We start from the raw sequence: 14,452 nt of genomic DNA on the forward strand, positions 1-14,452 counted from the left end.
TTTTATTTTTTCTCCTTTTCCCACATCTGCAGGATTTTCTGAAACTCTTCCCACATGTTATAAAGAACACAAGAAAGACCGTATTTTTTCATCAGGTTCGCAAAATCACTTTTTTTCTGAACGCCTAGCCGGTTTGCAAGTTCTTTTGTATTATCCGTAAATGGACAACGTTTAAAGTCTGCAGCCAGAAGCTTTAATGGACCGATTTTTGGTTTAAAAAATTGTGGATTTACAACATGATAATCTACACGGTAAACTTTTGTCGGCTCCGTAAGTAGCCAGGATTCATGAGACCATTCCGCATCCGGCACGTATCGGGCGACTTCTTTGGTTGGAAGTACCTGCTCCGCCTGCATGTAGTAGGCATGAATGACCAGAGGCACTCCGAGCCGCTCCATGCTTTGCAGTGCCTCCGGCCCGGACGGCATCGCATTGATGCAATCCAGGAGCCGGTTGGAAACGCAGATTCTCGGAATGGTTCCGTCTTCACCGGGAATTCGCTGTCCGGGAATACGTGGAACGAACCGTTCCACGATATCCAGTGATACATGGATATATTTTCGTTCCAAAATGCTTCCTCCTCGTTATTTCTCGGTATTCTCCAGGTATTTCTCCACTTTGGTGGCAATCTGGTCGCACAATATTAAGATGCCACCCGCGCCATCCGGTTCTTCATCATCCCAGACCTCATCGGAACACTGGTTTGCCATATCCGCAAGTTTCTGAAGCTGTTTTCTCATCTCATCTGTGATATACCTGTTTCTTCCCATCGTTTTCTCCTTTAGCAAAGTGCCCCGCTATATGGAGGGGCACTGAACAATTTTAGTTTTCATAAAAAATAAGGTCATCCGCATACGGAAGCGTATGCATCCAGTCCATGAATCCGACGCGCCACTCGTCCAGCTTGTGGCCGGCTCTGGAATGTGCGATGTTCCTCAGGGTTTCATAGCTTAACGTGCAGGTACGCATCTGGTTATAGCTTTCCGGCAGCAACTGGATTAAGTCATACCAGTACGGTTTATCCTTTGTGGCCATGTAACGCTGTCTTACGGATTCCAGGTATTCCACGATCGCGCTTAAATAACGCTCGCTCTCTTCCGTCAGATGATCATGGCTGAAATCCGACAGTTCGATTGGTTTTGCGTGGATCTTATGCATGGTGCTGGTGGAATTTGCCGTAGTGGCGACTTTATAGGTGTCATATTCTTTCCACCAGTACAGAGGCGCCGTGATATTCACGGATACGAAGATCTGGCGCATGAATTTACGGTGGTCGCTTCCGGATTTGATCAGGCGTTTCGCCAGATCCATGTCCTTTGGTCCAAACTGGAATGTGCCATCCGGCAGTTCCTTGCTGTCAGAACGGTCCCAGCTGTTCATCGGATTTCTTGCTCCCAGCATGGCGTTTTTCATGTTCATCACCGTTGTGTTTTCGAATGTAATCATATACTTTTTCTCCTTTTCCTTTTTAATAGCTACTCATAATCGAATCGGATCAGAGCGAACTGTTCCGGATGATCGCAGACATCATGCATCGCCTCATCACTCATGAAAACTCCCTGGCATGCTTTGGTTACCTGGCCGACACGATAACGGAAATATGCAAGGTATGCCGGACTTCCATGAACAAACGCCCCTTCTATTGCAACAATGGACTTTGCAAACTGATACAGGCTTGCTGTTTCCTTGTCATTGAGCAGGTATCCGTTCTTTGACGAAACGGACTGCAGGTAGTCCGACATATGATGAAATCCATTCTTTGCCGTCAGCACTTCCAGTTTCCGCAAATACTCCAAACTGAGCAGCAAATTTCTCTGGTTCCAGGTTTTTGCAATGTCCACAATCTGATCTGGATGCTCCAGGCCAAAAATCGCATCATTACTGTCAGGATCCATATCCAGTATCATATTTGTATCTACACGATGGATCACATCCGGGAACACTTCCGGCAAATCGCAATCCAAACCTTCCAGTAGCGATTTTACTAAAGCTTCACGTTTTTCCGGATCTTCCAGCGTCCCCATTGTCATGCCATCGTACACAGGCATGAGAATTCTCGTGGTTGCAATCATTGTGTGTTCCTCCTCATTCTTCTCTTACTTTCTTAGCGGAACGGTCTCCGTAAAATTGCGCAGTATTTATCCGCAGAACCTATTCCATCGGTCAGGCTCTTCTGCGTATTCGGGTGGTTGCTCTACTGCATCCCCGTTGTTGTCGATCGTGACCGTATACAATGTTTCCGGCAATAATGCCGGAGCATATTTTTCCACACATGACCTACACAACTGTTCCGATCCAAGCATGTAAAGTAAATCTACATCATCATAACCGCACCGGTCGCACACCAGATGGGGCGTATGTCTTCTGCCGCATGATTCGCCAAGGCACGGATATGCTCCAGTTGCGCAATCGCAGCATTCGTTTCTTTCCACTAACATTTTTATTTTTCCTTTCTCTGATATCTGTTACAGTTTCAGGAAAATTATGGAGTCAGATAAGTGTCTGTTACTTGACAGAAATAAAGACCTGCCAAAAGCAGGTCTTTTGTGATGAGAGTCACGAGAGTGCGACGCTAGTTTTTTTCAATTTTCTTTTTCTTTTTATCGCTCCACAAAGCAAGCAGAATGAAACCTGACATTCCCATAATGCATAAAGCTGTTGTTTCAACGTTATCATCGCCCATCTTTGGAACATACTTCTTAATTGTGTCGATTGCTTTGTCAATCGGGTTATCCGGGGATACGGCACCACTCTGACTGGAATCCTTCGTCGGAAGTTCTGGATTTTTCTTTTCTGTTCCCGGTCCATTTCCGTTGCCTGAACCTGAGCCGCCCTTATGACCGCCGGAATGGCCACCTGATCCGCCAGAACTATTCAGCTGTGCCCGGAAAATCCAGGTTGTTTTTGCATTCTCCAGCGCATAAATATTATTCAGTTCTTTTGGAACGCTAACGGTATAAGATAACTGCGTTTCATCTCCGTTATTTAATTTCGCAAGTAAAAGCTCTTCCTTCATGGTATCCGCAAGTTTCCCATCAAAAATTACATCATCCCCATTTTTGATACAGATCTGTAGCTGCTTTAACAATGCATCTTCCGATGCGTTTTCTGTCCGGAAATACAGGCTGACCTGCTTGGCGTAATGATTTGCCAGCTTTACGGTATCCGATACTGTATCGCCTGGCATCAGATGCCCCCAGTTAGAAAAGAAGTTGTCCCCGGTTTTGACCAAACCTTCCGCGCCTCCTTCAAAAGAAATTGAAAATGCCTGGCTCTGATTTGTCTGCCAAACAGTATCTTTTTTTGTGAATGCCTCGATCACGGTTCCAAACCACGGATCGTCTGATTGAAAGTCCGGAGTGAAGTTTGCGGCCTGCACTGCATCCGCACGGATATTGATTTTAAAATCTTTCCCGGCATCTTTAGAACTCCATGTGGCCGGGATCTTAATCTCCCGAATAAATTCCTCGGCCTCCCCTTTTTCAAGCACGTGTGTGCAATACCAGTATTCTCCCCGCTGTATCCAGTCGGACGAATCTGGGGAAATCATGTCATCTGTAAATGTCAACTCACCGCCTTCCGTGTGGTAACCAATCTTGACCCTGGTCCACACATCATTAGCCCGATTTGTAATCCGCACAATATCTTCCACGGTCGCTCCCGGGGTCACCAGCCGTCCATGGGTTGCCCCGATCTCCTTTCTGGATTCATCTGTTTCTGTTTCGGTCAGCATGATATCAACCGCACCGAGCTGTATTTCGCTGGGCACCTGCGTTTCATAACTTCCTGCTGCCATAGCCGGTACTGCAGGAATAGCGCTGAACACAACAATCACCATGGCTGCAGCTGCCGCCAGTCTTTTCTGTTTCCATTTTCTTTTCAATTTTGGAAATCTCCTTTCCCTTACTCTTTACCAACGTTTCCAACATATCCGCTTCCTACCCCGGCCGGTGTATAGCGGGACAGGTAAATAAACGGATCTTCCAGTAATAATCTGCTTCCCATGTTCCTTTTTCTTTTGTCATTACAACAGTCTGCGCTGCCATTGCGGGCATCGCCGAACCCATTGTAAGTGTTGCCGCAAGCATTGCTGCGAAAATCTTTTGTCTTATTACCATGCTTTCCTCCAAAGTGTTGATGTTATTGCGGTACAATTATGGAAGAAAAACATAGTAAAACAGTGCAAACAAAAAAACAGACCCGGGGACCGGATCTGTTTGGGAGTACGTTATTTATGCTCAAACCTTTTGTCATATTTCTTATCATCCAAAAGATCTGAATCTGTATAATTATCGAGACATCGTTCATAATGTCCCTCCTGTTTTGTGATGCCTGAATAAGTCTCATACGGATTAGGCAAACGATGCTTCTTACGGCATTCGTAACAGATGACAAAGCTGCGTGCCTCGTCCTTGCTTCCGTATGGTTCATGATCGGTATGATACCTTGCAAAATTCTGAAAAGGTGTCATGGATAACAAAGTCGCCGTCCGATCACAATCTTTCCCACAAAAATCACAGATCGCATGGATCATATTATTACACCTCCTCCGATTTGCTGTCTGTTTCTCCGGCAACATGCCAGTCTTCTCCGTCATCCGGAATCTCAACCGGGATGGTACGGAAAACCTGCGTATACGTATTTTCTCCGATTTTCCGTCTGGAGCTGAGTACTACATGTAATACTTTGGCGGTAGGTCCCGGTTCATTTGTGAATCCGAGCAGGTAATCGCATGATACGTTCAGTGCCTTGGCCAGTGCCGGTAAATCAGCGGAATTTGGCATACGATCTCCGGAAATATATCTGGAAACACTTGCGTCCGTGATATGAGAGACTTTTGCCAGCTGCCTTGCAGTTTTAAAATCACTTTTCCGCATCGCCTGTTTTAAACGTTCTGCAAATATTTCGTTTCTCATTCTGTTTTCTTCCTTTCCTTTGCAGTCCCGACTGATGTAAAACCTGGCCTGATAAGTGCAGTTACTGCGCCAGCTGATCAAAATTAGTTACGTTACTGACATCCAGGTCTTTGATTGCATCCGGATCCCGGGAACTGCGCCGCGTATCCGCAGTACTTTCAACTCCCTTTTTCTTTAGATCAATCATTTCGATGACATCTTTCTCCTCTTCTTTCTTTTCGCAGGTCACAGTAATCTCGTCGCCGGTACTGAAAAGCATATCGGTATCGTTGAAATATCCTTTGTAAACCCTCCCGGACTCCGCTTTGATGTATGTCCAGAGTTCTCCGTCAACCGGAAGGTAATACATTTCTCTTATGACATCATCAAACGAACTTGTGCTCTCCGTGTCGATCATTTCTTTCAAGTTATAACCATTTTTGCTCATATTGTTCTGGTATGAGCGCATGGCCTCATTTAATGTGTCGCCAGTTCCGATGACTGTATAGTGTTTCTCATTGACAAAAGCATATCCCTTTGTGAGCCCGCTCACGTCCTTCAAGATCATGGCATAGACCGGGTCTCCGCTGACATTGATTAGTGACGGGAAGGATGCCTGATAACCGTAGTTCTGTACTGCGCCTTCTGCCGCCGCCATAGCTGAATGCTCATCTGCTCCGGCTGAGCTGTAGAAAGTAAATTCACCGGTACGGCTGTTTACGATAATAAAACCAATGTTGGAATTATCGCTTGCTGCGGATGTAACGCCTGTATAGATACAAATGTCATTGTCAACAGCCAGATAGCCATAATCATCCGTTGTCCTGGTGCATCCTACCTGGGAGAACACGGAATTCCAGTATCCATTCTGCCACATGCCATACGAGTCATACAGCTGTGCGATGTTATCACCGGTATACACGGAATCAATCCACTCAGGCACACTGTCAAAGTCATACCATTGCGTTTCTCCCGTAACGGCGTTCACAACAATCACACCATCTGTTTTCCATACACTGAAACCTCTTTCGTTGTGATATGTCATTAAGGACCACACTGGATTTCCGTCATCGTCCAACTGGAACATACAGTTTCCGAACATTTTAGTCGGGTATTTTGCCCGTGCGTGACGATAAATGTTTTCGCCGAAAGCGCCGCTCATGGAATAACGGATCGGATTTGGCAGTTTCACGTATTTTGCCGAATTGGTTTCCGGATCCACAATCACGTATCCAGGAATACCATTTTTATGGTTTGAGAACCATTTGAAGATGCCGTCGTATTCCAGAGGAGTTACCTTGACCACTTTTCCGTTATAGAGAATGGTGGAATACTCATTCTGGTTAAGTACATATTGTGATACTACATCGGACAGGTCACCGATTGCACGATTGCCTAAAATAGCGGCTGCATCACTATCCATTAACGGTATTTTCTTTAAGTCCGCGGTTTTTGGAATGTCAGCGTCAAAGTCGCCTTCCTGAACAGTGATGCGGTTTGCGGCAGTCTGGCTTACAAAAAGGACAGAAGACAGAACGTGTCTGGCAGCAAATACTGTAATGATTAGTATGCCTACTACAACCATGCCTTTTTTAACTGCGCTGCTGCGATACATAACATGGTCTATGGCCGCCATGATAAGGTAATAAATAATAAAGATAAGCCATAAGCTGCTGCTTTGCAGATTCCACGGAATAGAGGCAACATAGCAAAATCCATAGCAGAGCAGCGCCAGGAATGCCGCAATTGCCGCAACCTGTGCTGCGTGACCATACATTTTTCTTTGTTCTTTCAGTTTTTCTTTCTCTGCGTACATATTTTTTCTCCTTTTTTCTAAATAGAAAGCGTTGGCCTGGCAGTGAAAAACAGTCTCGACAGGATACTTTTACAGAATCTTGCCGTTGCCGCTGTCACTCCATTGGCTACCATCTGCTGCATTGCGTTTAAACTTCCGTAAAACCGGAAGTGCTTATCCAGGCCCTGTAGTGCCGCTGCTTCCGAAACAGACAATATCCTGTCCCATTGACCGGAATCATCCCACTTTGGCGGACTTAACAGATATTTTCGCCAGTTTGCAATCGCTACGGATGGTTTGTTACGGTTGAGCCGACGATACATATTGGAATGAACACTTTTCGTCCAGTATTCTTCCGGCAGATCCCGCCAGTTCCCACCTTCCGGGATTATGGAAATTTTCCGCTTCACCGTTTCGCTGGATACCGTAATATCCTCCGCATTCGGCCATGAATGATCCACGTTCCGTAAAGCGTCTCCGACAGTCCTCGCCGGTTTAAAAAACAGTTCAGGGATCATCGGTTCTCCAATGCGGCTTCCGATGATGATCGCCCGTTTTCTTTTCGTGTATCCGCCTACATCGCAGTCTGTGATGAGTTTTGATTTCGTGGTGAAGTCCGGCAACATATGTCGAATCAGGTCAAGATAATACCCTCCCTTATCCGAAAGCAGTGCCGGAACATTCTCAATCAGAAACGCCTTCACGCCGCTTTCACGGATCAGTCGCAGGTAATGCTTAAACATGTCGCCCTCCGGATGATTGTCGCCTCTTGCTGAATCATGCCGGTTTGCGGCACTGAATGGCTGACATGGTGGCCCGCCGATCATCAGATCCGCCTTTGGAAAATCACTTCCATGAAGGCTGCGGATATCACATTCGTGGATATGATCCCCGATGTTGCCGCGGTAAGTGGTTACGGCATCGTGGGCATATTCCGCCGCATAAACGATTTCGAAACACGGATCTTTCGCAAATGCGTAATCCAGCATCCCAGCTCCTGAAAACAGGGAAATAGTCCGGATCACATCCGGAATCTCTTTGTGGACTCTTTCATCCGTCCATGGGTGAATGCGTGGAAGTTTTGACTGAACAAATTCTGCCGCTTCACATCCTGCCGCTTTTGCCAGTTGCGGTGCTACTGCAATTTTCCCGATGACTGCGCAGATCTGGTTCTCTGCTTTTGCGATCATGGAAACCTCGATGTAGCCGTCGCAGAATTCAATTTCCATTCGATCCGCTTTGGCCGTCAGTTCGCGGATTTCTTTGCTGCGCAGATCGATCAGCGACTTCATCTGCAGCCCGACCTTCTTTTTGGAAACCGTATTGCCTCCGTCTGTGGACGGAAGAATGACAACCCTGCCTTCATCCGGATAAACTGCATATCGGTAATGTGTGCCCGGTATGAAATCTGTTTCCTGGCTGACAAAAGAAAATGTCAGCCCTCTCCGGCTTCCTTTAATTTTTTGTACCTTGTTTTCCATCTGTAATACATGTCTCTCCTTTCTCTCCAATACCTTATAAATAGATTCAGGAAAATTATGGTTTGGGATGAAGTCGAGAAATGACTCGTAGATCGGTTTTCTTTTGGTGAACTGTCCGCCACTTAGGCTTACACCTTGAAATGTGGGCTTCGGCTCCGAAGACCTTCTGTTTTTCCCGCCTACGAGGATTAAAATTTGTTTGCGATATCCGTTTACCAGCCAAACAGGTTGCGGGAAATGCCAAATGCAAGCAGGACGGCAATGCATCCGTAAGCACACAGATTTTCATGCGGTATGTGCCACTGCTTTCCGGTCAGAATGAACACTGCAGATATGATAAAAACATATAGAATCAAGAATGGCAGCATAAAAAACAGAATCGGATTATACTGCACTGCTTCCTGTAACTGACCGGATAACAGCGCAATGCACATGCGGGTCATGCCACAGCCAGGACATTGGAAACCTGTAAATACGCGAAAAAGGCATGGAATCCTGATTGGCGTGAGACGGACCAATAGATTATACAGGACTGCGGCAGTAAGCCATGGCGCTGCAGCTAATGTTGTTTTGTATAAACGTTGTCTGATCATAAATTGAAAAATCCCGGCATTTCTGCCGGGAAATCCTTTCTTTACATTGTATCATTGTTATCTTCCTGTTTCGGCATTTCCGTAACCGTTTCCTCAACAGATGCGCCCAGCGTATTAAGGTCGTTCTGCAGAATTGCAATGGCAACCAGTCCAAGTCCAAAGATGCTTAACAGCAGGTATACGAGGCTGCGGTTGGATGCCGGAACTCCGTTCTTTGCTTTAATTGCATCCATGGTCTCTCCTGCTCGGAAAATCCAGAACAACCAGTAAATGCTGCATGTGATAAGGCTCAGCAGGAATACAGTTCCTCCGCTTTTTGCATTTTCATCCCCGGAAGCTTTTTTCAGGTCATTTACCAGACAGATCTCCCAATAAATAGCATAAAGCCCGCAGGTCAGAAACGAAAGCAGGATTGCGACTGCAATATTTCGTTTTTTGCTTTCAATCATAATAATCCCCTTTTCTGCACAAACCGTATATAGACTGATCCTGGCCGAACAAAACAGCGGTATCAATGATATCGCTGTTTTGACTGCTGGTTATCAGAATATTATTGGCATCATCTGATTATGCGCGGTTGTTTCCTTCAAGATCCTTTGCGTTGTTGCCATTTGCTTCCGGTACGGTCTGGCCATTGTTCTGCTTGCCGTAGATATCATAAATCTTCTGCAGATTCTCCTTGGTCAGGGTATCGGTCAGGTCGGTCTCCTCGCCCTCCAGCACCTCGGCTGCCTGGATCGCATAAGCAGTAACCTTGATATTCTCGGGATCGGTATCAATCTGTCCCTCGATGATGTTCTGCAGCTGGATGCTGTCAAACAGTGCCGTGGTCTTGGCATCCTTTGCCAGTTTCTCCTTGTAAGCATAAACATGCACGTTTGTATCAGCACCGGTATTATCGCCCGTAAGTTCTACCCAGTTCTTTCCAGCGGTACTGCCGTCAGTTGCCGGATCGATGTCGGTATTCAGCATGGTAAAGAGCTCGGTCACCGCAGTGGTCTTTCTTGTACCGTCCTTTTCCGCCACAATTACGTCCTTCTTCGGCATCTCAACCTTTAAGAATACGATTGCATCGTTGACACCGGTATTCTCCACCTGCGGGTCCTTTGCCACGATCTGGTTCGGTACCAGGTCCTTCTTCTGAGTTTCCGTCAGTTTCGCATACTCCGGCTCCTCCAGATCAATCTTTACCTGACCAATGGTAAAGGTGTTGGTTGCGGTCTCGCTGTCAGTTAAATACGCCATGGTTCCTCCGATGGCCATTACTCCCATCATGGCGCAGGCTGCTGCTGCCATGACCATCTGCTTCTTTGATTTTCTCATATGAAAAATCTCCTTTTATTTTTTTCTTGCAGGACAATTATGGACAGAAATACTTCATGAATCGCAAAAAGTTGAATCTGTTGCTTCGGTTTCCCGGATCATTCCAGGACCATATTCCTGTTCCGGCATCTCAATGGGTGAATCCGGCATATTTTCGGTATGTTCTTCCGCTTCTGCCATTGTTTCAGTCTCAGACAGGGTACTGATAGGGCTGTCCACGGCCTTTGCTGTCCCATTCGGCACTTCCACGGAATTCTCCGTTACTTCCGGTGCCATCTCCGTCGCGCTCTCTAGCGGCTCAGACACGTCTGCGGATATCACTTCGGGTTCAGCTTCCGACGGCGTTGCAACATTCTGTCCTTCCACTTCTGTTTCTTCTTTTGTTTCCGTATCGCTCACATCCTGCTCATGGGTTGTCAGATATTCCTGCCAATCCGTGCTTCTGCTCTGGATTCCACAGGTAAGGACTGAACCTGTGAAAATATTTCCGTGCCATTCCACACCATGTCCGTAAGACCGGACCGTATCCATGGTCATATACCCGTACAGGAGATCTAATGCCATTTCCGGTTCACTGAACCGATACCGTCCGCTTGTTCCTTTACGGACGCGTCCGACCATCTGGTCTGCCAGTGCTGTATTGCGGATATCATAAATCTTACAGATCATTTCTGCATCCGTCATGTCTGGTGAAAGGCTGCGGATGAAAAGATCCGGCTGGTTTCCACAGTTGACATTGACAGAGAATAACGCTGCGCTGACCGCAACGCTGCGGTTGTCCAGATCATATCCTGCTGCATTTAAGCGGCTGCTGAAAGCGTCCCAGTACCGTTCTCTCATAAATTCCAGCTGATCCGTTACGGCACCCTCATAGGAACGGTCCATGGCTGTGCGGAATGCTTCCGCGAGTCCTGCATTTCCGATAAGTACGGCGTCACCGTCTCCATAACCGGTAAATGGGGCAAGCTCCGCCCAGAGTTCCGGATGCTTTCCATACGCCCATCGGATAAAATCCGTCAGATCATAGCGGTAATCCAGCTGGCACATTCCATATGCCCGGCCGCGGTCTCCCATGATGATCTGTCCGCCGGACGTTTCCCCGGCGATAGACAGCATATAAAACTCCACCGGTTTCCCGGCAATGCTTAACCCACTGATGGTTCCCGGCGCTCCGGATGGATCCCCGTGATAGGTAAAGGATGGGAAAACCACAGATGGGTCATAGAGATATCCATCCTGATCCGCCAGTCTGCCATCCGGCGTTTTTACATTGACTGCAAGTCTTCCGTCCTCATAAAAATAAAAATCATTTCCGTCAAGCTCCTGATATCCGGTTAACATGCCGTTTTCTGTCATGTAATACCAGACGTCCTGTTCATAAATCCATCCATCTGCCAGTTTCCCGCTTGGCGAAAAGAAATACCAGACTCCATCTATTTTTTTCCACCCGGCTGTTATCCTTCCGCCCGCCCCGGCATAGTACCAGTGATCTTCTTCATGAATCCATGCATTTCTGACAGTCTCCCCATCTTTCCGATAATACAGGGATTCTCTTCTATCCGTATAAAAACCATCCGGCGGTGTTTCTTTTACGGCATCTGATGGTGTTGCATCGGAAAATGTCGCGTTTGACGGAGTGGCTTCCGGTATGATCTCCATATCCTGTCTTCCTGCCTGATCAGGCACGTTCTGGACCATGGCTGCGAACGCGTTCTCAGCTGGCGGGGCAAACGGAAGCATAGTTCCCATCAGGCATATGGCTGTAACAGCCCTTCGTCCAAGGCGGACACCGCTAAAAATTCCGTGGTTTCTCGAATATAACGGTTGCTGCATTTTCTTTTTCTGCATCTTTTTTCTTCCTTTCATTCTGATTTACCGGGGAAATTATGGATCAAAAATACAGATTTTTGGTTCTGCATGTAAAATACTGTGAAATGTTCCTTGGCAAACTGTGTGGTATACCGCATTGCCATTACAGTGACTCTTATCGTTCTACTCGTGTTTCCATAATTTTCTCAAAGAATTTATGAGGCATTGAGAAATCATTCCGCATGCTTGAAATGGAGGAAAATATAATGAAAAACCATATGTTCACGTGCTGTTGTCGGTTATTGGAATATTTAAGGAAACATGATGAAGAGTCTTATCTGCATAGCGTCCGTGTTGCGGATATTGCTGGCAGGATTGCCGAAGGATACGGTCTGGATGCATCCGCGATGCCGGATTTGCGTGTGACCGGACTTTTACACGATATTGGAAAGCTTGGGGTACCGTCAGAGATTCTTCAGAAACCTGGAAGACTGACTGATGTGGAATATATGACGGTGAAACGTCATACCACGCTCGGTTATGTCATTCTTCAGAAGTTCGACTTTCCAGAACATATCTGCGAGGTTGCACTAAACCATCATGAAAGACCCGACGGAACCGGATATGCGAAAAAAACAGATCTTTCTGTCTTTTCACGCATTATCTGTGCGGCAGACTGCATGGATGTCATGATGCATGGCAGATCTTACGCGGCAGCAAAAAGCACCAGTGAAATACGCGCTGACTTTCTGGCAAACAGCGCCAGGCAGTTTGACCCGGCGGTTGCGGACGCGTGCATTCGTATTTTGGTTCGGGGATGATAAGGAGCGGCTTTAGCTGCTTCTTTTTTTTGCACATTTGTTTCTTTCCTTTTATTTCGCAAGCAAGAGTGTTTCGAAGCGGGAAGCATTCCTTTTATTTTCTAAACACCTGGTGGTATGGGGAGAAAAAAATCCTGCGGTGGTTGGCCGCAGGATTCGTGGAAGCACCCTGATTAGTTTGTTGGTTTGAAGGTACCATATTTACTCCAAGTACCGGTTTGTTTTGTAAATTCTGGATGAGATGAGCAGCCTCCGAACATATCTCCAAAGGAAGTCACATTTATGGAAAATTTTCCTTTTTATTCGGATTGGCTTTTATATATCAAAAATGTTACGTTTCCCTTATCCGCGGCATTTAAAAATCAGTGTTTTTCAGGTAAATTTGTTACAATCTATACATAACGATACATTGCACGTGCAAGCTAAAAATCAATCACAAAAGAAGAAGGGGGTTCCATTTATGAAGTTATTCGATACTGGTTTTAATCTGGAAAACGACGCAGTACAAAAACACATCTTTGCGGTCACAACCATGCCTCAAAAACTCCGTGATACCCTAAAAGTTGTCGAAGTGATGTTTGAGACAGACCCGCGTTTCAGCCACCTTGCTGATGAAGCAGATGCGTTACTGGATTTGTGTGGAGTATGTATCCGGGATACTGCTGCCGAGTTGTCCCAGGAGCTCAATGTCTCTGTATCTGTACTGAAACGCTGCAATGATTTTTACAATATCCATGATGCTGTGACTGTTGCCGCTTCCATTCAGGACAAAATTTCACAGTGGGAATTAGTCTTTGCTATGGCTGTGCAGGAAAGTATCTCAAGTACACCGGATACAGCCATGGGTATTTATGACCGCATCCGAGATGATATCCTAAGTGGCTTGCCGACGCTTACGGTTTACGAGGCAGCCGATGTGCTTCGCGAATTTGATCTGGACATGATTGCCTGGATGGAATTATATTTTCCGGAAATCTATGACGCGGATGATTGGGGAAAAGAGAACTCTGAATTTTATCTTTTTTATAGAATGATGACCGGTCTTGAAAAACTGGCCGAAGCATTAGAACAGCTTTAATTAATCCGGGCGCAGGCATTATGCCTGTGCCCTTTTGTATGAATCAGACAGAATTACAGCAAAAACGGTTCTGCTACTATTTTTTTTTGTTCTTCTTCCTTTATGATAGACTCATGATCATTTCTTTGGAGGTTTTTTATGGAAAAGGATATTAACAATGGAGAATGGGGATACCACTTTTATTATGAGGACCCGCATTTGCCCGAGCAGTTATGCGCATGGCTTGCAACCGTGTGTTCATCAGGGCTTTGCATTGATGACCTGGCCTCATGGCTGATTGAGCATCATGTGCTGGCACAGGCGTATGCCATTTCAGAAGAAGCCGCACGCTGGTCGGGTGCGGATCGCATTATCGACCGGTTTAACCAGCGTATGACGGATGCCGGTATGATTCTGGGAACCATGGGACTACCGTCATAGCCGTTGCACTGGAATATATCAGCTTTCGTGATAATAACCATATCCGCAGTTATCAGCTTCCGTGATAGTCTTTGCTTGCCACAGATATCGGTATCCGTGATAGTCTGCTGCCCGGAATATATCAGCTTTCGTGATAATAACCATATCCGCAGTTATCAGCTTCCGTGATAGTCTTTGCTTGCCACAGATATCGGTATCCGTGATAGTCTGCTGCCCGGAATATATCAGCTTTCGTGA

19 protein-coding genes are annotated in these 14,452 nt (G+C 46.2%); 3 read left to right on the top strand and 16 right to left on the bottom strand.

Annotated elements, in window-relative coordinates; translation table 11 throughout:
* Positions 1-2: 2 nt before the first annotated feature.
* From ABCW45_RS01280 to ABCW45_RS01345, 15 genes are all read right to left on the bottom strand, one after another.
* Positions 3-569, bottom strand: coding sequence for a hypothetical protein (locus tag ABCW45_RS01280; protein ID WP_343220065.1), 567 nt, complete (start codon positions 567-569; stop codon positions 3-5).
* Positions 570-584: 15 nt separating this feature from the next.
* A complete protein-coding gene (locus tag ABCW45_RS01285) occupies positions 585-770 on the bottom strand; it encodes a hypothetical protein (RefSeq protein ID WP_343220066.1) in 186 nt (61 codons plus the stop codon).
* A 52-nt stretch (positions 771-822) separates the two neighbouring features.
* Positions 823-1,446, bottom strand: a complete 624-nt coding sequence (locus tag ABCW45_RS01290; RefSeq protein WP_343220067.1) for a hypothetical protein — start codon at positions 1,444-1,446, stop codon at positions 823-825.
* A 29-nt stretch (positions 1,447-1,475) separates the two neighbouring features.
* Positions 1,476-2,072, bottom strand: coding sequence for a hypothetical protein (locus ABCW45_RS01295; protein ID WP_343220068.1), 597 nt, complete (start codon positions 2,070-2,072; stop codon positions 1,476-1,478).
* A gap of 66 nt (positions 2,073-2,138) precedes the next feature.
* Positions 2,139-2,438 (bottom strand): hypothetical protein, encoded by a 300-nt coding sequence (locus ABCW45_RS01300; protein WP_343220069.1) that lies wholly within the window; start codon positions 2,436-2,438, stop codon positions 2,139-2,141.
* A gap of 134 nt (positions 2,439-2,572) precedes the next feature.
* Positions 2,573-3,883, bottom strand: a complete 1,311-nt coding sequence (locus ABCW45_RS01305) for a hypothetical protein (RefSeq protein ID WP_343220070.1) — start codon at positions 3,881-3,883, stop codon at positions 2,573-2,575.
* A 55-nt stretch (positions 3,884-3,938) separates the two neighbouring features.
* A complete protein-coding gene (locus ABCW45_RS01310; protein ID WP_343220071.1) occupies positions 3,939-4,118 on the bottom strand; it encodes a hypothetical protein in 180 nt (59 codons plus the stop codon).
* A 110-nt stretch (positions 4,119-4,228) separates the two neighbouring features.
* Entirely contained in the window at positions 4,229-4,534 is a 306-nt protein-coding gene (locus ABCW45_RS01315; RefSeq protein ID WP_343220072.1) for a hypothetical protein, read from the bottom strand.
* A gap of 4 nt (positions 4,535-4,538) precedes the next feature.
* Positions 4,539-4,916 (bottom strand): helix-turn-helix domain-containing protein, encoded by a 378-nt coding sequence (locus ABCW45_RS01320; protein ID WP_343220073.1) that lies wholly within the window; start codon positions 4,914-4,916, stop codon positions 4,539-4,541.
* Positions 4,917-4,977: 61 nt separating this feature from the next.
* On the bottom strand, positions 4,978-6,711 hold the full coding sequence (locus ABCW45_RS01325) for a hypothetical protein (protein ID WP_343220074.1): 1,734 nt from the start codon (positions 6,709-6,711) through the stop codon (positions 4,978-4,980).
* Positions 6,712-6,728: 17 nt separating this feature from the next.
* Positions 6,729-8,171: a DNA cytosine methyltransferase gene (locus tag ABCW45_RS01330; RefSeq protein ID WP_343220075.1), complete on the bottom strand. Its 1,443-nt coding sequence runs from the start codon at positions 8,169-8,171 to the stop codon at positions 6,729-6,731.
* A gap of 212 nt (positions 8,172-8,383) precedes the next feature.
* Positions 8,384-8,764, bottom strand: a complete 381-nt coding sequence (locus ABCW45_RS17880) for a DUF2752 domain-containing protein (protein WP_425518580.1) — start codon at positions 8,762-8,764, stop codon at positions 8,384-8,386.
* A 41-nt stretch (positions 8,765-8,805) separates the two neighbouring features.
* Complete coding sequence (locus ABCW45_RS01335; RefSeq protein WP_343220076.1) at positions 8,806-9,213, bottom strand: DUF4234 domain-containing protein; 408 nt, start codon at positions 9,211-9,213, stop codon at positions 8,806-8,808.
* A 118-nt stretch (positions 9,214-9,331) separates the two neighbouring features.
* Positions 9,332-10,087: a SipW-dependent-type signal peptide-containing protein gene (locus tag ABCW45_RS01340; protein ID WP_343220077.1), complete on the bottom strand. Its 756-nt coding sequence runs from the start codon at positions 10,085-10,087 to the stop codon at positions 9,332-9,334.
* Between the two features lie 54 nt (positions 10,088-10,141).
* Positions 10,142-11,935: an N-acetylmuramoyl-L-alanine amidase family protein gene (locus ABCW45_RS01345; protein ID WP_343220078.1), complete on the bottom strand. Its 1,794-nt coding sequence runs from the start codon at positions 11,933-11,935 to the stop codon at positions 10,142-10,144.
* A 227-nt stretch (positions 11,936-12,162) separates the two neighbouring features.
* Here ABCW45_RS01345 and ABCW45_RS01350 point away from each other — a divergent pair, with 227 nt between their 5' ends.
* From ABCW45_RS01350 to ABCW45_RS01360, 3 genes are all read left to right on the top strand, one after another.
* Positions 12,163-12,717, top strand: coding sequence for an HD-GYP domain-containing protein (locus ABCW45_RS01350; RefSeq protein ID WP_215705235.1), 555 nt, complete (start codon positions 12,163-12,165; stop codon positions 12,715-12,717).
* Positions 12,718-13,177: 460 nt separating this feature from the next.
* Positions 13,178-13,795, top strand: coding sequence for a hypothetical protein (locus ABCW45_RS01355; protein WP_215630591.1), 618 nt, complete (start codon positions 13,178-13,180; stop codon positions 13,793-13,795).
* 138 nt (positions 13,796-13,933) lie between these two features.
* Entirely contained in the window at positions 13,934-14,215 is a 282-nt protein-coding gene (locus tag ABCW45_RS01360; RefSeq protein WP_215705233.1) for a hypothetical protein, read from the top strand.
* An 18-nt stretch (positions 14,216-14,233) separates the two neighbouring features.
* Here ABCW45_RS01360 and ABCW45_RS01365 read toward each other — a convergent pair.
* The coding region (locus tag ABCW45_RS01365) for a hypothetical protein (RefSeq protein WP_343220079.1) at positions 14,234-14,452 on the bottom strand (219 nt) is incomplete at its 5' end.

Origin of the sequence: Pilosibacter fragilis (assembly GCF_032490495.1) — a bacterium.
Classification (GTDB): domain Bacteria; phylum Bacillota; class Clostridia; order Lachnospirales; family Lachnospiraceae; genus Pilosibacter; species Pilosibacter fragilis.